We start from the raw sequence: 23,176 nt of genomic DNA, 5'->3' as shown, positions 1-23,176 counted from the left end.
TTCAATTTAAATAAGTGACTGAGTTTCAGCATAGCCAAAACGAATATTCGCGCACTGTACTGCCTGCGCCGCCGCGCCTTTCAGCAGGTTATCTTCCGTGGCGACGACAATCAGGTGCTCATCCTGTACCGCAAAACCGATATCGCAGAACGGCAGGCCAACCACGTTTTTCAACGCCGGAACGCCTTTGTCATACAGACGCACCAGCGGTTTATCGCCATACGCTTGTTTGAACACATCCGCCACCTGTGCGTGGGTAACGCCCGGTTGCAAACGGCAGGTGATAGTTTCAAGGATCCCACGCGGGAAGCTCGCCAGGTGCGGAGTGAAGATCACACTCGCGCCAAGGTGAGTGGCGATTTCCGGATGGTGGCGATGGTTGAAAACACCGTATGGTTGCAGGCTCACTTCGCAGAAACTGTTAGAAAGCGCCGCTTTGCGCCCCGCGCCGCTTACGCCGCTGGTGGCGTTGATCACCGGCCACTGGTTCAGATCCAGCAGCCCGGCGTCGATCAACGGTTTTAATGACAACTGCGCCGCCGTCGGATAGCACCCCGGCACGGCAATTAATTGCGCTTCTTTCAGTTTGTCATGGTTCCACTCCGCCAGCCCATACACCGCCTGTGCCAGCAGATCGGTATGCTGATGGGTGAAGCCGTAGAATTTTTCGTAAAACGCGGGATCGTTAACGCGGAACGCACCAGAGAGATCGAACACCACACATCCCGCCGCCAGGCAGGTTGGCGCCAGATCGTGGCTCACTTCATGGGCAGTGGCGAGGAAGACAATATCAACGCCCTCCAGGAAATCGCCAATATCGGACATCGGTTGTAACGGGAGATCAACAATGCCTTTCAACTGCGGATGTAAATCAGAGATACATTTTCCTGCATCATTACTTTGCGCAGAAACCGTCAAAGCGGTTATGTTCATATGAGGATGGCGATTTACATAGGTCACTAGCTCTGCACCAGCATAACCGCTGGCACCCACAATTAATGTGTTCAACATTGGGGCGGTTTACCTTCTTACGTCATGTGTGCCAGGGAAAGACTCGGCATCAATCCCGCGTCGCTGAGCAAAGTCGCCGCATGGGTTCCTTTACGCTCAACATTAATGTATTTTTATTCACATTTAGTGCATGAATATTGATACTATCACGAACTCAGGTATGTCAACAATGAAAATGAATTTGCCACCATTTATCGAGATCTACCGCGCCCTGATAGCCACGCCGTCGATCAGCGCGACGGAAGAAGCGCTGGATCAGAGCAATGCGTCTTTAATCAATTTGCTGGCTGGATGGTTTGGCGATCTCGGTTTCAAGGTTGAAGTGCAGCCGGTTCCCGGCACCCGTAACAAATTCAATATGCTTGCCAGTGCCGGAATCGGCGCGGGCGGCCTGTTGCTGACCGGTCACACCGACACAGTGCCGTTCGATGATGGGCGCTGGACGCGCGACCCGTTTACGCTCACCGAGCATGACAACAAGCTCTACGGTCTGGGCACCGCCGACATGAAAGGCTTTTTCGCCTTTATTCTTGATGCGCTGCGTGACGTCGATGTGACAAAACTGAGCAAGCCGCTGTATGTGCTCGCCACCGCCGATGAAGAGACCAGCATGGCCGGTGCGCGCTATTTCTCCGAGAACACGCAGCTGCGCCCGGACTGCGCCATCATTGGCGAACCGACCTCTTTGCAGCCGGTGCGTGCGCATAAAGGCCATATCTCCAATGCGATTCGCATTCTTGGTCAATCCGGCCACTCCAGCGATCCGGCGCGCGGCGTCAACGCCATCGAACTGATGCACGATGCCATCGGCCATATTCTGCAACTGCGCGACAGCCTGAAAGAACGTTATCACTACGACGCGTTCACCGTGCCGTATCCAACATTGAACCTTGGGCATATTCACGGTGGTGATGCGGCAAACCGTATCTGCGCCTGTTGCGAACTGCATATGGATATTCGTCCGCTACCGGGCATGACACTTAACGATCTCAATGGGCTGTTAAACGATGCGCTGGAGCCGGTAAGTTCCCGCTGGCCGGGTCGTTTGACCGTTTCTGAACTGCACCCGCCGATCCCGGGGTACGAATGCCCGCCGGATCACCAACTGGTAGAAGTAGTAGAAAAACTGCTCGGCGTCGAAACCGACGTAGTGAACTACTGCACCGAAGCGCCCTTTATTCAGACACTTTGCCCGACGCTGGTGCTGGGGCCGGGGTCTATTAACCAGGCACATCAGCCGGATGAATATCTGGAAACCCGCTTTATTAAACCAACACGCGAACTCATCACCCAGGTCGTTCATCATTTCTGCTGGCACTGAAGTGATTTTCGCTTTTTTACCCCCTCGTAGGAGGGGGTTTTTATGTGCGAAAAAGCGTGACAATTGTCACGATCCCATAAGCAATACTTATTGGACACGATGCGAATTAAATTTCGTAAATTGCCGACATTTATTCGTTTGCTGAAGCGATTTCGCAACAATTGACGCGGTGGGTTTTACGTGGCTTTATAAAAGACGGTGTCTTATATCTGCGCAACGGCAGGTATAACAAAATAAAATGAGATGGGGTGTCTGGGGTAACATGAACGAACAATATTCCGCTTTGCGTAGTAATGTCAGTATGCTCGGCAAACTGCTGGGAGATACCATTAAGGATGCTCTCGGCGAGAACATTCTCGACCGGGTAGAAACAATCCGTAAGCTGTCCAAATCCTCCCGCGCCGGGAATGAAGCCAGCCGTCAGGAACTGCTCACCACTTTGCAGAATCTGTCCAATGACGAACTGCTGCCGGTAGCCCGCGCGTTTAGCCAGTTCCTGAACCTTGCTAACACCGCTGAGCAATACCATAGCATTTCAGCGAAAGGCGAAGCGGCCAGCAACCCGGAAGTGATTGCCCAGACCATCAGAAAGCTGAAAGACCAACCCAATCTCAACGAAGCCACAATTATTAAAGCGATTGAATCACTGTCGCTGGAGCTGGTGCTGACTGCGCACCCGACCGAAATTACTCGCCGTACGCTGATCCACAAAATGGTGGAAGTGAATAACTGCTTAAAGCAGCTAGATAACAGCGATATCGCCGATTATGAACGCCACCAACTGATGCGCCGCCTGCGCCAGTTGATTGCCCAGTCCTGGCATACCGATGAAATCCGCAGAAACCGCCCAAGCCCGGTAGATGAAGCCAAATGGGGCTTTGCGGTGGTGGAAAACAGCCTGTGGGAAGGCGTGCCAAATTACCTGCGCGAGCTGAACGAACAGCTGGAAGAGAACCTCAATTACAAACTGCCGGTGGACTTTGTGCCGGTGCGTTTTACCTCGTGGATGGGCGGCGACCGTGACGGCAACCCGAACGTTACCGCTGATATCACCCGTCATGTCCTGCTGCTCAGCCGCTGGAAAGCAACCGATCTGTTCCTGAAGGACGTTCAGTTGCTGATTTCCGAACTGTCGATGGTGGAGTGTACCGACGAGTTGCGCGAACTGGCGGGCGCAGAAGGCGCGCGTGAACCGTATCGCTATCTGATGAAGAAGCTGCGCGGCGATCTGATGGCCACCCAGGCCTGGCTGGAAGCGCGCCTGAAAGGCCAGAAATTACCGAAACCGGCCGGACTGCTGGTGCAAAACGAGCAACTGTGGGAACCGCTCTACGCCTGTTATAAATCGTTGCAGGCCTGCGGCATGGGCATTATCGCCAACGGGGAACTGCTCGATACATTACGCCGCGTGAAGAGTTTTGGCGTGCCGCTGGTACGCATCGACATTCGCCAGGAGAGCACCCGTCATACGGAAGCGCTGGGCGAATTAACGCGTTACCTGGGTATTGGCGACTACGAAAGCTGGTCGGAAGCGGACAAACAGGCATTCCTGATCCGCGAACTGAACTCTAAACGTCCGCTGCTGCCGCGCCAGTGGGAGCCAAGCGAAGAGACCCGCGAAGTGCTGGACACCTGCCGGGTGATCGCCGAAGCGCCGCGCGGATCCATCGCCGCGTATGTGATCTCAATGGCGAAGACGCCTTCAGACGTGCTGGCAGTTCACCTGCTGCTTAAAGAAGCCGGTATCGGTTTTGCGCTGCCGGTCGCGCCGCTGTTTGAAACCCTTGATGACCTGAATAACGCCGACGACGTGATGACCCAGTTGCTGAATATCGACTGGTATCGCGGCTTTATCCAGGGCAAACAGATGGTGATGATTGGCTACTCCGACTCGGCGAAAGACGCGGGCGTGATGGCCGCTTCCTGGGCACAGTACCAGGCGCAGGACGCATTAATCAAAACCTGCGAAAAAGCAGGAATCGAACTGACACTGTTCCACGGTCGCGGCGGCTCGATTGGTCGTGGCGGCGCGCCGGCTCACGCCGCACTGCTTTCGCAACCGCCAGGCAGCCTGAAAGGGGGTTTGCGCGTTACCGAACAGGGCGAAATGATCCGCTTCAAATACGGTCTGCCGGAAGTCACCATCAGTAGTTTGTCGCTCTATACCAGCGCGATTATGGAAGCCAACCTGCTGCCGCCGCCGGAGCCAAAAACCGAGTGGCGCCATATTATGGACGAGCTCTCAACCATCTCCTGCGATATGTACCGCGGCTATGTGCGCGAAAACAAAGATTTCGTACCGTACTTCCGTTCCGCCACGCCGGAGCAGGAACTGGGTAAACTGCCGCTGGGTTCTCGCCCGGCGAAACGTCGCCCGACCGGCGGTGTTGAATCGCTGCGCGCAATCCCGTGGATCTTCGCCTGGACGCAAAACCGCCTGATGCTGCCAGCCTGGCTGGGCGCGGGCGCGGCGTTGCAGAAAGTGGTGGAAGACGGCAAACAGAGCGAGCTGGAAGCCATGTGCCGCGACTGGCCCTTCTTCTCCACTCGTCTGGGCATGCTGGAGATGGTGTTCTCGAAAGCCGACCTGTGGCTGGCGGAATATTACGATCAGCGTCTGGTGAAACCTGAACTGTGGGCGCTGGGTAGTGAGCTGCGCAAACTGCTGGAAGCGGATATCAAAGTGGTACTGGCAATCGCCAACGACTCGCACTTAATGGCCGATCTGCCGTGGATCGCCGAATCCATCCAGTTGCGTAACATCTATACCGACCCGCTGAACGTGTTGCAGGCCGAGCTGCTGCACCGCTCGCGCCTTGCGGAAGAAGAAGGCAAAGAGCCGGATCACCGCGTTGAGCAAGCGCTGATGGTCACGATCGCCGGGGTAGCAGCGGGTATGCGTAATACCGGTTAATTTCGCTATCATCGCAAAAGGCCACACTGGTTGTGGCCTTTTTTGATCCCGCCAGTTAAGGTTGTCCCTTCGCCAGCAACCAAAGGGACATCATGAGTCTCGATGTCAGCCATCTTATCTCGCGCCTGATAAACGGCCCGGCCCCGCTACGGCAGATATACTTTGCGGGCGTGACCGGAACCGCGCCTGCGCAGGCCTGCCAGGTGGATTTCCCGCGTCTGGAAATTGTGCTGGAAGGAACGGTGACCGATACGGGGATCAACGGCGAAACCGCGCGGATGTCGCAGCACGACGTGCTGTATGTTCCCGCAGGTAGCTGGAATCATCCACAATGGCAGCTACCGGCCACCACATTAAGCGTGCTGTTTGGCAAGCAACAGCTCAGTTTTAACGTCACGCAGTGGGATGGCGCCATGCTGCAAAACCTGGCGAAACAACATGTTGCGCGTCGCGGCCCGCGCGTCGGCTCTTTCTTGCTGCAAACGCTGCATGAAATGCAGATGCAGCCGCACGAACAGCAAACCGCACGCCTGATCGTCACCAGCCTGCTCAGTCACTGTCATGACTTGCTTGGTAGCCAGATCCAAACCGCATCGCGCAGTCAGGCGCTGTTCGAAGCTGTTCGCGACTATATCGACGAAAATTACGCTTTGCCGCTCACGCGTGAATCGGTGGCGCAGGCGTTTTATATCTCACCCAATTACCTGTCGCACCTGTTTCAGAAAACCGGTTCTGTTGGCTTCAACGAATATCTGACTCATACCCGGCTAGAGCACGCTAAAACGCTGCTCAAAGGGTACGATTTAAAAGTGAAAGAAGTGGCGCACAGCTGCGGGTTTGTTGACAGTAATTACTTCTGCCGCCTGTTTCGTAAAAATACGGAACGCTCCCCCTCGGAATACCGCCAGCAGTATCACAGCCATCTCAGCGAAAAGTCCCCGCTGGACGAATAACGCCAGCACTGGATTTTTGTACGTTAAAAAAACCACTTTTGTTTCAACAGCACCCTACAAGGCCTCTTTTCATCCGCTATCACGCAACTTGTGAGCCAGCTCGCACTTTGCTCTCTCGATCACATTTGTCCAGTGTTTGGCAGATTTGTTATATGGCGAGCACACAACCCGCGCTCTTATGCTGTGTGCAGAAACGCTATATGAGGAAGCATGATGGAACTGTATCTCGACACCGCAAACGTAGCGGAAGTGGAGCGCCTGGCGCGGATTTACCCGCTGGCGGGTGTAACCACCAATCCAAGCATTATCGCCGCCGGTAAAGACTCCCTCTGGGACGTATTGCCACGCCTGCAGCGCGCTATTGGCCCACAAGGAACGCTGTTTGCCCAGGTGATGAGCCGCGAAGCGGATGGCATGGTGGCGGAGGCCAAACGCCTCAATAACGCCGTGCCGGATATTGTGGTCAAAATTCCGGTCACTGCTGAAGGCCTGGCCGCCATCAAGCAACTGAAAAAAGAGGGCATTGTCACGCTGGGTACGGCAGTTTACAGCGCCGCGCAGGGGCTGCTTGCCGCGCTGGCTGGCGCAAAATATGTCGCCCCGTATGTTAACCGCGTCGATGCACAGGGCGGAGACGGGATCCGCATGGTGCAGGAGCTGCAAACCCTGCTGAAACTCCATGCGCCAGAGAGCAAAGTGCTGGCCGCGAGTTTTAAAACGCCGCGCCAGGCACTGGAGTGTTTGTTGGTCGGATGCGAAGCGATCACGCTCCCATTAGATGTAGCGCAACAAATGCTCAATACACCCGCAGTAGAGTCAGCCATTGAGAAGTTTGAACAGGACTGGAAAACAGCTTTTGGCAACCTCAACCTGTAAGGAGGTAGTATATGGACCGCATCATCCAGTCGCCGGGCAAGTATATCCAGGGTGCAGACGTTATCACCCGCCTCGGTGACTATCTCAAACCGCTGGCCGATCGCTGGCTGGTGGTCGGTGACAAATTTGTTCTCGGTTTTGCGCAGGAAACGCTGCAAAAAAGCCTGGTAGATGCCGGGCTGGCCTGTGAAATCGCGCCGTTCGGCGGCGAATGTTCACAAAACGAAATTGACCGGCTGCGCGGTGTGGCAGAAAGCGCCCGCTGCGGCGCGGTACTCGGCATCGGCGGCGGTAAAACGCTGGATACTGCCAAAGCACTGGCGCATTTCATGCACGTGCCGGTGGCGATTGCCCCCACTATCGCATCGACCGATGCGCCCTGTAGCGCGCTGTCGGTTATCTACACCGACAGTGGTGAGTTCGACCGTTATTTGCTGCTACCCAACAACCCGGATCGGGTGATTGTCGACACCAAAATTGTCGCCGGAGCCCCTGCGCGTTTGCTGGCAGCCGGGATTGGTGATGCACTCTCGACCTGGTTTGAAGCGCGTGCTTGTTCACGCAGCGGCGCAAAAACCATGGCGGGCGGTCAATGTACTCAATCCGCCCTCGCGCTGGCGGAGCTGTGTTACAACACGCTGCTTGAAGAGGGTGAAAAAGCGATGTTCGCCGCCGAACAGCATGTGGTGACGCCTGCGCTGGAGCGCGTGGTGGAAGCCAATACCTACCTCAGCGGTGTCGGTTTTGAGAGTGGCGGTCTGGCGGCAGCACACGCCATTCATAACGGCATCACGGCAATTCCGGAAGCGCATCATTACTACCATGGCGAAAAAGTGGCGTTTGGCACCTTAACTCAACTGGTACTGGAAAACGCGCCGCTGGAAGAGATCGAAACCGTCGCCGCCCTGTGTCATACCGTGGGTTTGCCAATAACGCTGGCGCAACTGGGGATTAAAACTGACATTCCAGAGAAAATGCGCATCGTGGCGCAGGCTGCCTGTGCACAAGGGGAAACCATTCACAATATGCCGGGCGGTGCGACACCGGATCAGGTCTATGCCGCGCTACTGGTCGCCGATCAGTACGGGCAGCGTTTTCTTGAAGAGTGGGAATAGCGCTCAGGTTTACAGTGGGTGGCTCTGATTGCGCCCTCACGAGGAGTATCAAGCGCCTAAAAAGCGTCTCTGCCAACCCTGTGAGATGTAAATCCAAAACAAGGCAGAGCTAAAATCGGTTGATGACCACGCGCATACATAAGGCGTGGTTTTCAGTCAGCCATAAAAAAGCCGGATCGCAATCCGGCTTTTCTTTAATTTTTCCACTGCAAGGATTCTTACACTGCCGGGCGAACGCCCAGCGTGTGGCAAATGGCGTAACTCATTTCGGCGCGGTTCAGCGTATAGAAGTGGAAATCTTTCACCCCTTCGCGGCTTAAAATTTTCACCATATCCATGGCGATATTTGCGCCCACCAGCTTGCGGGTTTCCGCGTCGTCATCCAGGCCATCGAACATTTGCGACATCCACGCCGGGATACGCACATTGGTCATATCGGCGAATTTTTTCGCCTGCTTAAAGTTGGAGACCGGCAGGATGCCCGGCACGATCTCAACATCAATACCGGTTGCTGCACAGCGATCGCGAAAGCGCAGATAGCTTTCCACATCGAAGAAGAACTGCGTAATCGCGCGGCTCGCGCCCGCATCCACTTTACGTTTCAGGTTCAGCAGATCGGCCTGTGCGCTTTTCGCTTCCGGATGAACTTCCGGGTAAGCGGCGACGGAGATATCAAAATCGGCGACCTCTTTTAACAACGTCACCAGATCGGCGGCGTACATATCCGGCTTACCGCCGCCCGGGGGTAAATCACCGCGCAGCGCCACAATGTGGCGGATGCCGTTGTTCCAGTAATCCTGCGCGATAGTGCGCAACTCGTCACGTGTGGCATCGATGCAGGTCAAATGCGGCACCGCTTCCAGCCCGGTGCGATCTTTGATGCCTTTAATGATACTGTGTGTGCGATCGCGCTCACCCGAATTTGCACCGTAAGTTACCGAAACAAATTTCGGCTTCAGGCTGCTTAAACGATCGATGGAGTGCCATAAGGTCTGTTCCATTTCACTGGTGCGCGGCGGGAAAAATTCAAAGGAAACATTAATCTGGCCGTGAACTTCCGCCAGGCTCTGATTCAGGGCTTCCCGCTGGTTGGCGTGAAAAAAGCTCATACCTTACCTCATCAATCGCGTGTCATTGTCTGTTGTTTTGTGAACTTCTATACGTTTAGACGTCCAGATGTAAAAATGACGGAAAACGATCGGGGCGTCAACAGGAAAATCACTATTCTGTGTGAGGAATGTTCAGCGAAGATGAAAAAAGTTCATGATGCCGCACAGCATCCTCTCCCTGTCCCGGGAGAGGATAAAAGAAAGGAATTACAGTAACTGTGCGAGGCGATTGATATCCGACTGGATAGCGCCAGCGGTCACATCTCGCCCCGCGCCCGGCCCGCGGATCACCAGCGGGTTATCGCGGTACCAGCGGCTTTCAATGGCAAAAACATTATCCCCCGGCAAAACCGCCGCCAGCGGGTGTTCCGGCCGAACGGCCTCGACGCCGACGCGCGCTTTACCGTTGGCATCAAAACGCGCCACATAACGCAGCACCAGCCCCATTTCACGGGCGGCTTCCAGGCGCTGCACCATCTGTTCATTCAGCTCATCGCCATTTTCAAAGAAGTGATCGACCGATCCCTCTTCGCAACCCGCAGGCACTAAAGACTCTACGCGCACCTGGTCTGGTTCGATATCGTAGCCCGCCTCGCGGGCGAGGATGACCAGCTTGCGCATCACATCTTTGCCGGAAAGGTCAACGCGCGGATCCGGCTCGGTCAACCCTTGCTGCCAGGCCTGATCCACTAAATCGGTAAACGGCACGGTGCCGTCGAATTGCAGGAACAGCCAGGAGAGCGTACCGGAGAAAATTCCACTGATCGCCAGAATCGAATCACCGCTTTCACGCAGATCGCGCACGGTATGATTCACCGGCAGACCGGCGCCAACAGTGGCGTTATACAACCAGCGGCGACCGGTTTTTTCGAACGCATCGTGGATCTGACGATAGGTATCGGTTGTGCTGGCTCCGGCCAGTTTGTTGGCGCTGATCACATGGAAGCCGTGGCTGGCGAAATCCAGATACTGCTCCGCCAGCTGCGAGCTTGCGGTGACATCCAGCACCACCAGATCGTCGTACGGATGGGCGCGCATCCACAAAAACAGCGACTCCTCATCCTGCTCTACCGCTTCATCATTAAAGAACGCCAGCGCACGGCTGGCATCCAGCCCTTCATAGCTCAGCAAACTGCGGCGGCTATCCACCACGCCCGCCAGCACAAATTCAAAACCGGTACGCGCCGACAACGCGCTCTGCTCGCGCGAGAACAGCTCCAGCCAGCGGGAACCAATATTGCCTTTACCAAACAGCACCAGACCTATGCGTTTCTCCGCGCGGAACAGCGACTGGTGCAGCCCCTGAATCAGGCTTTCCGTTGGGCCAACGCGCAGCACGGCGACCAGGCTAATACCTTCGTCAGATTGCCAGATAAACTCCACCGGCTGGCCTTTAAGCTGCTGCCAGAAACGGTGGCTGTGCAACGGATTGCGACAAACACCCGCACCAACCATCGCTACCAGCGCCAACCCCTGACGCAAACGCAATTCGCCCGGTAAACCGGCTTCATCAAGCAGTTTAAAGACGCTATCGACCACTTCCGAGGTGTAGCAAAGCTGCAGCAGGTTGCGGTCAGCATGTGCGCCAACCGCCAGCGGGCGTACCTGCGCACGTTTAAGGATCAGGTCAATCTCTTTGTGCGCCAGTTTGAAGTCCTGCCCGGACGGTACAACAAACTCAATCAGGCAGACGTCATCATGGCTGGTGACAATCCGCGCCCCGGTGCCGGAAGCCAGCACGCGTTCAATGCGTGTCGACCCCTGTTCCGGGTGGTAACTACAGCGCAATTGCAGATCGATATTGCTGCCGGAGACCGGTTGTAGCGTGCGCGCATGCAGCACCGGTGCCGCCAGACGTGCCAGCTCGCTGGCTTCATCAAGGCGCAGCAGCGGTAACAGGCAGGCATCTTTCACCTTACGCGGGTCCGCGCTGTAAACACCGGCCACGTCACTCCAGATGGTTACGCGGGTAACATCGCCCAGCGCGCCAATTTGCGTGGCCGAGTAGTCCGAACCGTTACGTCCCAACAGCACGGTTTCACCGGCTTCGTTGCGGCTGATAAAGCCCGTCACCACAATACGTTTGCCCGGATACTGCGCCAGCTGTTGTTGCAGCAGCGGATAAGACGCACCTTCATTTACCTGCGGCTGTGCCGCGCGTTCGGCACGCAGGAAATCGCGGGCATCCAGCCAGGCGGCATCCAGACCTTGCTGGTTCAGCACGGCGGCCATTAAACGCGCCGACCAGATTTCACCATGGCCAACTACTTCGGCGTAAACCGCGTCGGTGATGCCACCATCCAGCAGCACCGCCAGGTGTTCAAGATCGTGAATAAACTCGCTGGTCAGACCGTCGGCGATAGCGGCGGGCAACAGCCCACTGATTAAATCACTCTGATAACGACGCAGCGATTGTTGAACCTGATGCGCAGAAAGCCTGTCAGTCTGGCTCAATTTCAGCCAGTTGATCAGCTGGTTGGTGGTGCTGCCTGCGGCCGAGACAACCATCATGTCGCCCGGTTGTGAATACTCCGCCATGATCCCTGCGACACGCAGGTAACATTTCACATCCGCCAGACTACTCCCACCAAATTTGTGCAGCTGACGAGCCTTCGTCCCTGCCTGCGCAATCACACTCATGTTTACCCCTCAGCTGCGACCCGGAAGCCATTTTCCAGATCGGCAATTAGATCTTCACTGTCTTCAATACCGGTTGAGATACGCAATAGCGTCTCAGAAATTCCCGCTGCGGCGCGCGCTTCCGGCGCCATGCCTGCGTGGGTCATTGTCGCGGCGTGGGAGATTAAACTTTCAACCCCGCCTAATGATTCCGCCAGCGTAAACAACGATAGACCACTTAAGAAACGACGCAGCGTTTGTTCGTCGCCATCTAGCTCAAAACTTAACATCGCGCCAAAGCCTTTTTGTTGACGCGCAGCAATCTCGTGCCCCTGATTATCCGGCAGAGACGGGTGGTACAGTTTTTTCACCAACGGCTGTTTTTGCAGGAAATCGACGATCGCCTGAGCATTACGCTGCGCCACTTCCATGCGCGGCGACAACGTACGCAGACCGCGCAACAGCAGATAGCTGTCGAAGGCGCTGCCGGTGACGCCAATGTTATTCGCCCACCATGCCAGTTCGGTGACAGTCGCCTCATCTTTTGCAATCACCACGCCCGCCACCACATCGGAATGGCCGTTGAGATATTTGGTGCAGGAGTGCAGCACCAAATCCGCGCCCAGCGCCAGCGGGTTTTGCAGGGCCGGGCTCAGGAACGTGTTATCCACCACGCTGATTGCGCCAGCTTCACGCGCAAGCTGGCAGATTTTCGCGATATCCACAACGCGCAAAAGCGGGTTGCTTGGGCTTTCGACCAGCACCAGCTTCGGTTGTTCCGCCAGCGCCGCTTTCAATGCCTGCTCATCGCCCTGATCAACAAATTTCACCCGGTAGCAACCGCGTTTCGCCAGACTATCGAACAGGCGATAGCTACCGCCATAGCAGTCGTGCGGCGCAACCAGCAGATCGCCTGGTTTGAGAAAGACGGTCGTCACCAGATGAATTGCCGACATGCCGGTATTGGTCAATACCGCGCCCGCGCCACCTTCCAGTTCTGCCAGCGCACGCTGAACCACATCACGCGTTGGGTTGCCGCGACGCGAATAGTCATGCGCACGGGGTTCGTTAAAGCCGGTGAAATTATAAGTACTGGAGAGATGAATAGGCGGGACAACGCAACCGTACTGCTCGTCATCGTTCAATCCGCTACGCACTGCGATGGTGGCCTGTTTACGCGTCATGGTGAAGGCTTCCTGGCTTAATGGATGAAAAGTCTCACGACAGAGTAATCATTGCGACAATAGACGTCAATACATCTGGACATCTAAACTTCTTTGCGTATAGATTGAGCAAAAGTACAATAGCCGTTAAAATTATACGCTTTAGTACCGGTAGCTGAGCGATACACCGTGTCACCATGTTGACTCTACGGTAAACTACGCGGAATTACGGCCCGGCGGTGTCCGGGTTTAGACTAATGACTGAGAGGATTAAAGGTATCTCATGGCTGAATGGAGCGGCGAATATATCAGCCCATACGCTGAGCACGGCAAGAAGAGTGAGCAAGTAAAAAAAATTACGGTTTCCATTCCTCTTAAGGTGTTAAAAATCCTCACCGATGAACGTACCCGTCGTCAGGTGAACAACTTGCGTCACGCCACCAACAGCGAGCTGTTGTGTGAAGCGTTTTTGCATGCGTTTACCGGTCAACCCCTGCCGAACGATGAAGACCTGCGTAAAGAGCGCAGCGACGAAATCCCGGAAGAGGCGAAAGTGATTATGCGTGAACTGGGGATCGACCCGGATACGTGGGAATACTGATCGCAACAAAAAAGGGCGGAAGATATCTTCCGCCCTTTTTGTTTCAATCTGTTTATCTTATCGGCTCACTCAGAAGCGCGTCACTTCCGGGTGCACTTCCGCCAGCGAGAGCAGGTAAGACATAAATACGTTTTTCACAGCCGTCAGCAAATCGCTCATTTTTTCCGCTCAATGTCACAGGAATGGATGGCGAAAAGCATATGCTCGCTTTTTAAGCAGAGCAATATTTTTGTGACTTTTATCACAAAAAATCGCCCCTTCGGCAAAACGCAGAGACAAAAAAAGCGCCTTTCGGCGCTTTTTTCTTTGGCAACTTATTTGCTGCCCGGGATGCTGAAGCGTTTGTTGAAACGCTCAACACGACCACCGGTATCAACAACACGTTGTTTACCAGTAAAGAACGGGTGGCATTTGCCGCATACGTCCAGGTTCAGGTCGTGACCCACGGTGGAGTGGGTTTTGATCACGTTACCGCAAGAACAGGTTGCAGTAATCGCTACATAATTCGGGTGAATACCTTTTTTCATGGGAAACCTCAGTTTAAGGCCGCGTCGCTCTTCCAGCCCTAACGCCAGACACCACGCGAGTTAATATGTAAGTGTATCTTTGGCACGTTCAAAACGCATCAAAGGCGGCGAATCATACAGAAATTAGCCAGCACATGCAAACTGATCCGCTCACCGGTAGCAACAATGTGTATACTATCCCGCCAGTTTTCAAGTCAGGATGATGAGATGCCCGTCGCCCGCGTTGCGCTATCTGTACCGTTGCCCCGCACGTTCGATTACCTGTTGCCGGATGAGATGTCCGCGCGCGCGGGTTGTCGCGTGCGTGTGCCGTTTGGTAACCAGCACCGCGTCGGCATTGTGCTGTCAGTGGGCGACGAAAGCGAGCTGCCGCTGGCCGATCTTAAAAGCGTGGAAGAGGTGCTCGACAGCGAACCGGTTTTTTCCCCGGCGGTCTGGCGGTTATTGCTGTGGGCTGCGGATTATTACCACCATCCGATCGGGGATGTGTTGTTCAACGCCCTTCCCGTTCTGCTGCGCCAGACTAAGCCCGCCAGCGCGGAGTTCCAGGGCTACTGGTTTGCGACCGAGCAGGGCCAGGCGATGGACATCAACCGCGTCAAATCAGCCAAACAACAACAGGCGCTCTCGGCGCTGCGAAAAGGCAAAATCTGGCAGCATCAACTGGCAGCGCTGGATCTGAAAAGCGTTACCCTGCAAGCGCTGCGCGCCAAAGGGCTGGCGGAGATGAACAGCGAAACACCAGCCTTTAATGACTGGCGCACGACATTTTCCGTAAGCGGCGACCGGCTGCGCCTGAACACAGAGCAAGCCACCGCCGTTGGCGCTATTCACAGCGCAGCGGATCGCTTTTCCGCCTGGTTACTGGCGGGCGTGACCGGTTCAGGTAAAACAGAAGTCTATTTAAGCGTGCTGGAAAACGTGCTGGCGCAGGGAAAGCAGGCGCTGGTGATGGTGCCGGAAATTGGTCTGACACCGCAAACTATCGCCCGTTTTCGCGAGCGCTTTAACGCGCCAGTTGAAGTGCTGCACTCCGGGCTGAACGACAGCGAACGCCTGATCACATGGCAAAAAGCAAAGAGCGGTGAAGCGGCGATTGTGATCGGCACACGCTCATCGCTGTTTACCCCGTTTAAGAACCTTGGCGTGATCGTCATCGACGAAGAGCATGACAGCTCCTATAAACAGCAGGAAGGCTGGCGTTATCACGCCCGCGATCTGGCGGTTTACCGCGCTCACAGTGAGCAGATCCCGATCATTCTTGGCTCGGCAACGCCTGCGCTGGAAACTCTGCACAACGTGCGGTCACGCAAATACCATCTGCTGCGCCTGACACGCCGGGCAGGCCACGCGCGACCGGCGATGCAGCATGTGCTGGATCTGAAAGGCCAGCCGTTACAGGCCGGCCTGGCGCCAGCGCTCATCAACCGTATGCGCCAGCATTTACAGGCGGGAAATCAGGTTATTTTGTTCCTTAACCGCCGTGGTTTTTCGCCTGCATTGCTGTGTCATGACTGCGGCTGGATAGCGGAATGCCCGCGCTGCGACCACTATTACACCTTCCACCAGGCGCAGCAGCATTTGCGCTGTCACCACTGCGACAGCCAGCGCCCGGTGCCGCGCCAGTGTCCGTCCTGCGGTTCTACACATTTATTGCCTGTTGGCCTTGGCACTGAACAGCTGGAACACGCGTTAACGCCGATGTTTCCCGGTGTGCCGCTATCACGCATTGACCGCGATACCACCAGCCGCAAAGGCGCGCTGGAGCAGCATCTTGCCGAAGTACATCGCGGCGGTGCGCGCATTCTGATTGGCACGCAAATGCTGGCAAAAGGCCACCACTTCCCGGATGTCACGCTGGTTGCGCTGCTGGATGTCGACGGCGCGTTATTTTCGGCAGATTTCCGCGCTGCCGAGCGTTTCGCCCAGCTTTATACCCAGGTTTCCGGCCGTGCCGGGCGCGCAGGCAAACAGGGCGAAGTGGTACTGCAAACGCACCACCCGGAACATCCGCTTCTGCAAACGCTGCTGCATAAAGGCTATGACACCTTCGCGGAACAGGCGCTGGCGGAGCGGCAAACCATGCAATTGCCGCCGTGGACCAGCCATGTGCTGATCCGCGCGGAAGATCAGAACAACCAGCACGCGCCGCTGTTTCTGCAACAGCTTAAAAATCTGCTGCAAGCCAGCCCACTGGCGGACAACCAGCTCTGGATCCTGGGCCCGGTTCCGGCGCTGGCGGCCAAACGCGCCGGGCGTTACCGCTGGCAGTTGCTGCTACAACATCCTTCCCGTATTCGCCTGCAGCATATCGTCACCGGCGCGCTGGCCCTGATTAACACCCTGCCGGACGCTCGGCGGGTGAAATGGGTGCTGGATGTCGACCCGATTGAAAGTTAACGCTGCGAGCCGGCGTATAAAATTCAACTTTCATCACACTTTTCATGAAAATTCTGTAACCGGTGCGCTTAACTATCTGATAAAAATGTGACAACGCCTGCGCCGTGCATGCGAGGAGAACAAGGTGAAACCCAAAAATCAGGTTGCGGCAGCGACCATGAAAGATGTTGCCATGAAAGCAAAGGTTTCGACGGCAACTGTGTCACGTGCATTAATGAACCCGGAAAAAGTGTCGCAGGCTACCCGCAATCGGGTGGAACAAGCGGCAATGGAAGTGGGTTATTTGCCTCAATCGATGGGACGCAACGTCAAACGCAATGAATCACGCACACTGCTGGTGATTGTGCCGGATATTTGCGATCCCTTTTTCAGCGAGATTATTCGCGGCATTGAAGTGACCGCCGCGGAACACGGCTATCTGGTGCTGATTGGCGACTGCGCCCATCAAAATCAGCAGGAAAAAACCTTTATCGACCTGATTATCACCAAGCAAATCGACGGCATGTTGCTGCTCGGCTCGCGTTTGCCGTTTGACGCCAGCATTGAAGAGCAACGCAATTTGCCGCCAATGGTGATGGCTAACGAATTCGCGCCGGAGCTGGAGTTGCCGACGGTGCATATTGATAACCTGACCGCCGCCTTTAATGCCGTTAACTATTTGCAGGAACAAGGTCACCAGCGGATCGGTTGTATCGCCGGTCCGGAAGAGATGCCGCTGTGCCATTACCGCTTGCAGGGCTATGTTCAGGCGCTGCGCCGCTCTGGCGTGACCGTTGATCCGCATTACATCACGCGCGGTGATTTCACTTTTGAGGCGGGCGCGCGGGCGTTGGATCAGTTATTGATGCTACCGAAGCCGCCAACGGCCGTGTTCTGTCACAGCGATGTGATGGCGCTTGGCGCCCTGTCGCAAGCTAAACGCCGGGGTTTGAAAGTACCGGACGACTTATCGATCATCGGCTTTGATAACATTTCCCTGGCTGAATTCAGCGACCCGCCGTTGACCACCGTTTCGCAACCGCGTTATCAGATTGGTCGCGAAGCCATGTTATTGCTGCTGGAGCAGTTGCAGGGGCATAACGTAAGCAGCGGTTCGCGCTTGCTGGAGTGTGAATTGATCCTGCGCGGCAGCACCCGGGCGCTGAAGTAAAGGCGCGGCCTTTCAGACGCCCTCTTCTGGTCAAAACCCCGTCGCTTAAGTAACATGGCGGGCTGATAAACGAAATAAATACAGCGAAACGATAGTGGCACAACGAGATTATGTACGCCGCAGCCAGTCGGCTCCTGCGCGGCGAAAGACGAGTAACTCAAGGAAAAAACAGCGCAGCAAGTCTGCGGTCTCTCCAGCTATGGTCGCCATTGCGGCCGCCGTGCTGGTCGCCTTTATCGGTGGTTTGTACTTTATTACGCACCACAAAAAAGAAGAATCCGAGTCACTGCAAAACCAGAAAATGACCGGCAACGGCCTGCCGCCGAAACCGGAAGAGCGCTGGCGCTACATTAAAGAGCTGGAAAGCCGCCAGCCTGGCGTACGAGCGCCAACCGAGCCGACGGCCGGTGGTGAAGTGCAAAAACCGGAGCAGTTGACCGACGAACAGCGTCAGCTTTTAGCGCAGATGCAGGCCGACATGCGCCAGCAGCCGACGCAGCTCAACGAAGTGCCGTGGAACGAACAGACGCCGGAGCAACGCCAGCAAACGCTGCAACGTCAGCGCCAGGCGCAGCAACAGGTGCAGATGCAACAGCAGCAACAGCAGTGGACGCAGTCGCAGCCGGTACAAGCACAGCAGCCGCGCACGCAACCGCGCGTGACGGAGCAGCCGGTGCAGCAGCAGGCGCGTACTACGCAAACCACGCCACCGCCGCGCCAGACGCAAAGCACAACGCAGCAAAAACCGGCCACCTCGCAACCGTATCAGGATCTGCTGCAAACGCCGCCGCATACCGCTGCGTCACAGCCGAAAACGCAACAAGCCGCGCCGGTAACGCGTGAAGTGGAAACGCCGAAGGCGCAACCGCAAACGGCTGAGAAAAAGGACGATCGCCGCTGGCTTATCCAGTGCGGTTCGTTTAAAGGCCAGGATCAGGCAGAAACCGTACGTGCACAGCTGGCATTTGAAGGTTTCGACTCGCGTATTACCAGCAACAACGGCTGGAATCGCGTGGTGATGGGCCCGGTGAAAGGCAAAGAGAGCGCCGATGCCACCATCAGCCGCCTGAAAATGGCCGGTCACGCAAACTGCATCCGTCTTGCCGCCGGGGGTTGAAACCCCTAAAACACCCCCCATTTATAATTGCATTCTGCCCCGTACACCGTGCGGGGCGCTGTATTGTGCATTTGTAACCAAGGGGTCTGCTCGTGACAACAATCGTAAGCGTACGCCGTAACGGCCATGTCGTTATCGCCGGTGATGGCCAGGCCACACTGGGCAACACCGTAATGAAAGGCAACGTGAAAAAAGTTCGCCGCCTGTATAACGACAAAGTCATTGCGGGCTTTGCCGGCGGCACGGCCGATGCCTTCACTCTGTTTGAATTATTCGAACGCAAACTGGAAATGCACCAGGGTCATCTGGTGAAAGCGGCTGTCGAGCTGGCAAAGGACTGGCGCACCGATCGCATGCTGCGCAAGCTGGAAGCACTGTTGGCGGTTGCCGACGAAACCGCGTCGCTGATCATCACCGGTAACGGCGATGTGATCCAGCCGGAAAATGACCTGATCGCCATCGGTTCCGGCGGGCCATACGCCCAGGCCGCTGCCCGCGCGTTGCTGGAAAACACCGAGCTTGGCGCACGCGAAATTGCTGAGAAGGCGTTGGGGATTGCAGGCGATATCTGCATCTACACCAACCACTTCCACACCATCGAAGAATTAGCCTATAAAGCGTAAGGATCTCCCATGTCTGAAATGACCCCACGCGAAATTGTCAGCGAACTGGACAAACACATTATCGGCCAGGACGCGGCGAAGCGTTCTGTGGCGATTGCCCTGCGTAACCGCTGGCGCCGCATGCAGCTTGATGAAGAGCTGCGCCATGAAGTCACGCCGAAAAACATTCTGATGATTGGCCCAACCGGCGTCGGTAAAACCGAAATCGCCCGCCGCCTGGCAAAACTGGCCAATGCGCCGTTTATCAAAGTTGAAGCGACCAAGTTCACCGAAGTCGGCTACGTTGGGAAAGAAGTGGATTCTATCATCCGCGATCTGACCGATGCGGCAGTGAAAATGGTGCGTAGTCAGTCGATCGAGAAAAACCGCTACCGCGCGGAAGAGATGGCCGAAGAGCGCATTCTCGACGTGCTGATCCCACCAGCGAAAAACAACTGGGGCCAGCCGGAACAAGCCGCTGAACCATCCGCTGCGCGCCAGTCTTTCCGCAAAAAACTGCGCGAAGGCCAGCTCGACGACAAAGAGATTGAAATCGATCTCGCTGCCGCGCCGATGGGCGTAGAAATTATGGCGCCTCCGGGCATGGAGGAGATGACCAATCAGCTCCAGTCCATGTTCCAGAACCTGGGCGGCCAGAAGCAGAAACCGCGTAAGCTGAAAATCAAAGACGCGATGAAGCTGCTGATTGAAGAAGAAGCGGCGAAACTGGTGAACCCGGAAGAGCTGAAACAGGACGCTATCGAAGCCGTTGAGCAGCACGGGATCGTGTTTATCGATGAGATCGACAAAATCTGTAAACGCGGTAACACTTCGGGCCCGGATGTTTCCCGCGAGGGTGTGCAGCGCGATCTACTGCCGCTGGTGGAAGGCTGCACCGTATCGACCAAACACGGCATGGTGAAAACCGACCACATTCTGTTTATTGCCTCTGGCGCGTTCCAGATTGCCAGCCCGTCGGATCTGATCCCGGAACTGCAAGGCCGTTTGCCAATCCGCGTTGAGCTGAAAGCGTTAACCACGGAAGATTTCGAACGCATCCTGACCGAGCCAAACGCGTCTGTCACCGTACAATACAAAGCGCTGATGGCGACCGAAGGCGTAAACATTGATTTCACCGAAGACGGCATCAAACGTATTGCTCAGGCCGCATGGCAGGTGAACGAAACCACCGAAAACATCGGTGCGCGTCGTTTGCATACGGTGCTGGAACGTCTGATGGAAGATATCTCCTATGACGCCAGCGATCTGGGCGGCGAGACGATCACCATTGATGCAGACTATGTGAGTAAGCACCTTGATGCTTTAGTGGCAGATGAAGATCTGAGCCGTTTTATCTTATAATCCCGGCCACAACGTTTTCATCACACTCGATGGGGGCTTTTGCCCCCATTTTTGTTGGCTGACCTTATGAACGAAACGCAATCTCTTAGCCTCACCCAGGCCTGGCTGGAAAGCCTGCGACCGAAAACATTACCGCTGGCTTTCGCCGCGATTGTCGTTGGCACAGTGCTGGCCTGGTGGCAGGGCTATTTTGATCCGCTGGTGGCGGTGCTCGCACTTATCACCGCCGGATTGCTGCAAATCCTCTCCAACCTCGCCAATGATTACGGCGATGCGGTCAAAGGCAGCGATAAACCGGATCGCATTGGTCCGTTGCGCGGCATGCAAAAAGGCGCCATTTCCCTTGCGCAGATGAAGCGCGCGCTGATGATTGTCATCGTGCTGAGTTGTATCTCCGGGCTGCTGCTGGTAACCGCGGCGACACAAACGATGGCGGATTTCATCGGTTTCCTTGCGCTCGGTGTGCTGTCGATTATTGCCGCCATTACCTACACCGTCGGCAAGCGTCCATACGGTTATCTTGGCCTTGGCGATATCTCCGTGCTGCTTTTCTTCGGCTGGATAAGCGTAATGGGTAGCTGGTATTTGCAGACGCATATGCTGATCCCGGCCGTTATTCTGCCCGCGACCGCCTGTGGTCTGCTGGCGACGGCGGTATTGAATATCAACAATCTGCGCGATATCGAAAGTGACCGCGAAAACGGCAAAAATACGCTTGTCGTCCGTTTAGGACCAATTAACGCACGCCGTTACCATGCTGGCCTGCTGGTTGGCGCGCTGTTATGCCTTGCGCTGTTTAACCTGCTTTCGCTGCAAAGCCTGTGGGGCTGGCTGTTTGTGCTGGCAGCACCACTGCTTATCAAACAGGCGCGCTTTGTGCTGCGCGAGCTCGACCCGCGCGCTATGCCGCCGATGCTGGAACGCACGGTAAAAGGTGCACTGTTAACTAATCTCTTGTTTGTATTAGGAATAATCCTCAGTCAAACGCATCTTTAACTGATAAATATCAACGAACAATTGATGATTTTGCCAACAGCGCGTGATGCGCGATATACTGACGGTTCTCGCAGCAACTGAACGCTAATCCTATGAAATACGATACTTCTGAGCTTTGTGATATTTACCAGGAAGAGATCAACGTCGTGGAACCGCTGTTCTCCAATTTTGGCGGACGGTCGTCGTTTGGCGGACAAATCATCACGGTGAAATGTTTCGAGGATAACGGGTTGCTGTACGATCTGCTCGAACAAAACGGCCGTGGTCGCGTCCTGCTGGTCGACGGCGGTGGTTCAATGCGTCGTGCGTTAATCGACGCGGATCTCGCCCGCACTGCGGTGCAAAACGAGTGGGAAGGAATTGTAGTCTATGGCTCAGTACGCCAGGTAGACGATCTTGAAGAGCTGGATATTGGGATTCAGGCAATTGCCGCCATTCCGGTTGGCGCAGCGGGCGAAGGTATCGGCGAAAGCGACGTACGTGTCAATTTCGGCGGCGTGACCTTCTTCTCCGGCGACCATCTTTATGCCGATAGCACTGGCATTATCCTTTCCGAAGATCCCCTCGATATCGAGTAAAAAAAGGGCACCGTCAGGTGCCCTTTTTCTTTTTGCCGGATGGCGCTTCACTTATCCGACATCGCAGTACTTTCCCTGCCCATTTCGCGCTGTAGCTAAGCCCGTTTCTCCGGCAACGCCGTTACCGGGGTGAATACGCGCAGCCAGTGCCGCGACAGCACGAAAAGCGTAATCAGACTTCTTCCATACGCCCCAGCAGCGCCTGCAAGCGTTCCTGCCAGCCGTGCTGCTGCTCTCTCAGCTGGTGGTTTTCACGCTCCAGCTCTTCACGGCTCTGCTGAGCAGACTGTACGTCCTGCGCCAGGCTATTGTTTTTCTCTTTCAGCTCTTCGATTTCCATCTGCAGCAGCGTGATGGTATCAATCGCCTGCTGCACCTTCGCTTCCAGTTTTTCAAACACTTCTAATGACATTGTCATACCTCTCCTGAGTTGCAAGGCGCTGATGGATACACACTTAATATCTTCGCGTTGCAGGTGCGTCACCGCTTTCTTGCAACCCGAATAATGCGTGTCTTTAAAAATCCCCGTCCCGAAAATCGGCGACGCCTTATGATATTGAGCGGATCTCGCTTGTCCCCGATTGTATGAAGCCCACCAGCCCCTGTCCAGCGCAGAGCCGCGCTGTTTGCGCTTTGCAACACTTTTCGTCCTCATCCTGGTGCAACGCGCACGCCTACCACTAAATTGTTAAGGCCTGGGTTACAAAAATGATTCAGCTCACATTTCGCTATGGTGCAAAAACGCGCTTCAGCGCTCGAAAA

General features: G+C 55.5%; 19 protein-coding genes. 13 read left to right on the top strand and 6 right to left on the bottom strand.

Going from position 1 to position 23,176, the window contains the following annotated elements; genetic code table 11:
* Window positions 1–6: 6 nt before the first annotated feature.
* Window positions 7–1,011, bottom strand: coding sequence for an N-acetyl-gamma-glutamyl-phosphate reductase (argC, locus tag O3S68_RS22800; RefSeq protein WP_020455971.1), 1,005 nt, complete (start codon window positions 1,009–1,011; stop codon window positions 7–9).
* 169 nt (window positions 1,012–1,180) lie between these two features.
* Between argC and argE the strand changes: the two genes are divergently transcribed.
* The 5 genes from argE (at window position 1,181) to gldA (ending at window position 8,190) form a co-directional block, all read left to right on the top strand.
* Window positions 1,181–2,332 carry an acetylornithine deacetylase gene (gene argE / locus O3S68_RS22795; RefSeq protein ID WP_269232601.1) on the top strand — a complete coding sequence of 384 codons (1,152 nt, stop codon included), beginning with the start codon at window positions 1,181–1,183 and terminating at the stop codon, window positions 2,330–2,332.
* A gap of 262 nt (window positions 2,333–2,594) precedes the next feature.
* A complete protein-coding gene (ppc, locus tag O3S68_RS22790; RefSeq protein WP_269232600.1) occupies window positions 2,595–5,246 on the top strand; it encodes a phosphoenolpyruvate carboxylase in 2,652 nt (883 codons plus the stop codon).
* 92 nt (window positions 5,247–5,338) lie between these two features.
* Complete coding sequence (locus O3S68_RS22785; protein ID WP_045512290.1) at window positions 5,339–6,199, top strand: AraC family transcriptional regulator; 861 nt, start codon at window positions 5,339–5,341, stop codon at window positions 6,197–6,199.
* 213 nt (window positions 6,200–6,412) lie between these two features.
* Window positions 6,413–7,075 (top strand): fructose-6-phosphate aldolase, encoded by a 663-nt coding sequence (gene fsa / locus O3S68_RS22780; RefSeq protein WP_269232607.1) that lies wholly within the window; start codon window positions 6,413–6,415, stop codon window positions 7,073–7,075.
* A gap of 11 nt (window positions 7,076–7,086) precedes the next feature.
* Window positions 7,087–8,190 carry a bifunctional L-1,2-propanediol dehydrogenase/glycerol dehydrogenase gene (gene gldA, locus O3S68_RS22775; RefSeq protein ID WP_045512293.1) on the top strand — a complete coding sequence of 368 codons (1,104 nt, stop codon included), beginning with the start codon at window positions 7,087–7,089 and terminating at the stop codon, window positions 8,188–8,190.
* 218 nt (window positions 8,191–8,408) lie between these two features.
* Here the strand turns inward: gldA and metF are convergent, their stop codons facing one another.
* The 3 genes from metF to metB form a co-directional block, all read right to left on the bottom strand.
* Window positions 8,409–9,299, bottom strand: a complete 891-nt coding sequence (gene metF / locus O3S68_RS22770; RefSeq protein WP_017459628.1) for a methylenetetrahydrofolate reductase — start codon at window positions 9,297–9,299, stop codon at window positions 8,409–8,411.
* Window positions 9,300–9,506: 207 nt separating this feature from the next.
* Window positions 9,507–11,939, bottom strand: a complete 2,433-nt coding sequence (locus tag O3S68_RS22765; protein ID WP_020455965.1) for a bifunctional aspartate kinase/homoserine dehydrogenase II — start codon at window positions 11,937–11,939, stop codon at window positions 9,507–9,509.
* Window positions 11,940–11,941: 2 nt separating this feature from the next.
* Window positions 11,942–13,102 (bottom strand): cystathionine gamma-synthase, encoded by a 1,161-nt coding sequence (metB, locus tag O3S68_RS22760; protein WP_020455964.1) that lies wholly within the window; start codon window positions 13,100–13,102, stop codon window positions 11,942–11,944.
* A 262-nt stretch (window positions 13,103–13,364) separates the two neighbouring features.
* Here metB and metJ point away from each other — a divergent pair, with 262 nt between their 5' ends.
* Window positions 13,365–13,682: a met regulon transcriptional regulator MetJ gene (gene metJ / locus O3S68_RS22755; RefSeq protein WP_007369220.1), complete on the top strand. Its 318-nt coding sequence runs from the start codon at window positions 13,365–13,367 to the stop codon at window positions 13,680–13,682.
* 314 nt (window positions 13,683–13,996) lie between these two features.
* On the opposite strand, the gene rpmE is transcribed toward metJ, so the two are convergent.
* Window positions 13,997–14,209, bottom strand: coding sequence for a 50S ribosomal protein L31 (rpmE, locus tag O3S68_RS22750; RefSeq protein ID WP_007369223.1), 213 nt, complete (start codon window positions 14,207–14,209; stop codon window positions 13,997–13,999).
* 207 nt (window positions 14,210–14,416) lie between these two features.
* Here rpmE and priA point away from each other — a divergent pair, with 207 nt between their 5' ends.
* From priA to rraA, 7 genes are all read left to right on the top strand, one after another.
* Complete coding sequence (priA, locus tag O3S68_RS22745; protein WP_020455962.1) at window positions 14,417–16,609, top strand: primosomal protein N'; 2,193 nt, start codon at window positions 14,417–14,419, stop codon at window positions 16,607–16,609.
* Window positions 16,610–16,733: 124 nt separating this feature from the next.
* On the top strand, window positions 16,734–17,759 hold the full coding sequence (gene cytR, locus O3S68_RS22740; protein ID WP_045512302.1) for a DNA-binding transcriptional regulator CytR: 1,026 nt from the start codon (window positions 16,734–16,736) through the stop codon (window positions 17,757–17,759).
* A 94-nt stretch (window positions 17,760–17,853) separates the two neighbouring features.
* The gene (gene ftsN, locus O3S68_RS22735; RefSeq protein WP_072051649.1) at window positions 17,854–18,876 is read left to right on the top strand and encodes a cell division protein FtsN; all 1,023 of its coding nucleotides are present in this window, start codon (window positions 17,854–17,856) and stop codon (window positions 18,874–18,876) included.
* A gap of 92 nt (window positions 18,877–18,968) precedes the next feature.
* A complete protein-coding gene (gene hslV, locus O3S68_RS22730; protein WP_020455959.1) occupies window positions 18,969–19,499 on the top strand; it encodes an ATP-dependent protease subunit HslV in 531 nt (176 codons plus the stop codon).
* A gap of 9 nt (window positions 19,500–19,508) precedes the next feature.
* The gene (gene hslU, locus O3S68_RS22725; protein ID WP_020455958.1) at window positions 19,509–20,840 is read left to right on the top strand and encodes an HslU--HslV peptidase ATPase subunit; all 1,332 of its coding nucleotides are present in this window, start codon (window positions 19,509–19,511) and stop codon (window positions 20,838–20,840) included.
* Between the two features lie 66 nt (window positions 20,841–20,906).
* The gene (gene menA, locus O3S68_RS22720; RefSeq protein WP_269232599.1) at window positions 20,907–21,836 is read left to right on the top strand and encodes a 1,4-dihydroxy-2-naphthoate polyprenyltransferase; all 930 of its coding nucleotides are present in this window, start codon (window positions 20,907–20,909) and stop codon (window positions 21,834–21,836) included.
* A 92-nt stretch (window positions 21,837–21,928) separates the two neighbouring features.
* Entirely contained in the window at window positions 21,929–22,414 is a 486-nt protein-coding gene (gene rraA, locus O3S68_RS22715) for a ribonuclease E activity regulator RraA (protein ID WP_020455956.1), read from the top strand.
* 172 nt (window positions 22,415–22,586) lie between these two features.
* Here rraA and zapB read toward each other — a convergent pair whose 3' ends face one another.
* Entirely contained in the window at window positions 22,587–22,832 is a 246-nt protein-coding gene (gene zapB, locus O3S68_RS22710) for a septal ring assembly protein ZapB (protein ID WP_086873298.1), read from the bottom strand.
* Window positions 22,833–23,176: the final 344 nt, after the last annotated feature.

Origin of the sequence: Kosakonia sp. SOY2, assembly GCF_027109175.1 — a bacterium.
Classification (GTDB): Bacteria; Pseudomonadota; Gammaproteobacteria; order Enterobacterales; family Enterobacteriaceae; genus Kosakonia.
Note: the sequence above shows the minus strand (reverse complement) of the source record. Positions and strands in the feature narration are given on the sequence as shown.

What these genes read in the sequence shown, in the direction of transcription:
- metJ (WP_007369220.1), top strand. Translation starts at nt 13,365, where the DNA reads ATGGCTGAATGGAGCGGCGAATATATCAGCCCATACGCTGAGCACGGC.
- argC (WP_020455971.1), bottom strand. Translation starts at nt 1,011, where the DNA reads ATGTTGAACACATTAATTGTGGGTGCCAGCGGTTATGCTGGTGCAGAG.
- argE (WP_269232601.1), top strand. Translation starts at nt 1,181, where the DNA reads ATGAAAATGAATTTGCCACCATTTATCGAGATCTACCGCGCCCTGATA.
- metB (WP_020455964.1), bottom strand. Translation starts at nt 13,102, where the DNA reads ATGACGCGTAAACAGGCCACCATCGCAGTGCGTAGCGGATTGAACGAT.
- zapB (WP_086873298.1), bottom strand. Translation starts at nt 22,832, where the DNA reads ATGACAATGTCATTAGAAGTGTTTGAAAAACTGGAAGCGAAGGTGCAG.
- menA (WP_269232599.1), top strand. Translation starts at nt 20,907, where the DNA reads ATGAACGAAACGCAATCTCTTAGCCTCACCCAGGCCTGGCTGGAAAGC.
- rraA (WP_020455956.1), top strand. Translation starts at nt 21,929, where the DNA reads ATGAAATACGATACTTCTGAGCTTTGTGATATTTACCAGGAAGAGATC.
- priA (WP_020455962.1), top strand. Translation starts at nt 14,417, where the DNA reads ATGCCCGTCGCCCGCGTTGCGCTATCTGTACCGTTGCCCCGCACGTTC.
- rpmE (WP_007369223.1), bottom strand. Translation starts at nt 14,209, where the DNA reads ATGAAAAAAGGTATTCACCCGAATTATGTAGCGATTACTGCAACCTGT.
- O3S68_RS22785 (WP_045512290.1), top strand. Translation starts at nt 5,339, where the DNA reads ATGAGTCTCGATGTCAGCCATCTTATCTCGCGCCTGATAAACGGCCCG.
- O3S68_RS22765 (WP_020455965.1), bottom strand. Translation starts at nt 11,939, where the DNA reads ATGAGTGTGATTGCGCAGGCAGGGACGAAGGCTCGTCAGCTGCACAAA.
- ppc (WP_269232600.1), top strand. Translation starts at nt 2,595, where the DNA reads ATGAACGAACAATATTCCGCTTTGCGTAGTAATGTCAGTATGCTCGGC.
- fsa (WP_269232607.1), top strand. Translation starts at nt 6,413, where the DNA reads ATGGAACTGTATCTCGACACCGCAAACGTAGCGGAAGTGGAGCGCCTG.
- gldA (WP_045512293.1), top strand. Translation starts at nt 7,087, where the DNA reads ATGGACCGCATCATCCAGTCGCCGGGCAAGTATATCCAGGGTGCAGAC.
- metF (WP_017459628.1), bottom strand. Translation starts at nt 9,299, where the DNA reads ATGAGCTTTTTTCACGCCAACCAGCGGGAAGCCCTGAATCAGAGCCTG.
- hslU (WP_020455958.1), top strand. Translation starts at nt 19,509, where the DNA reads ATGTCTGAAATGACCCCACGCGAAATTGTCAGCGAACTGGACAAACAC.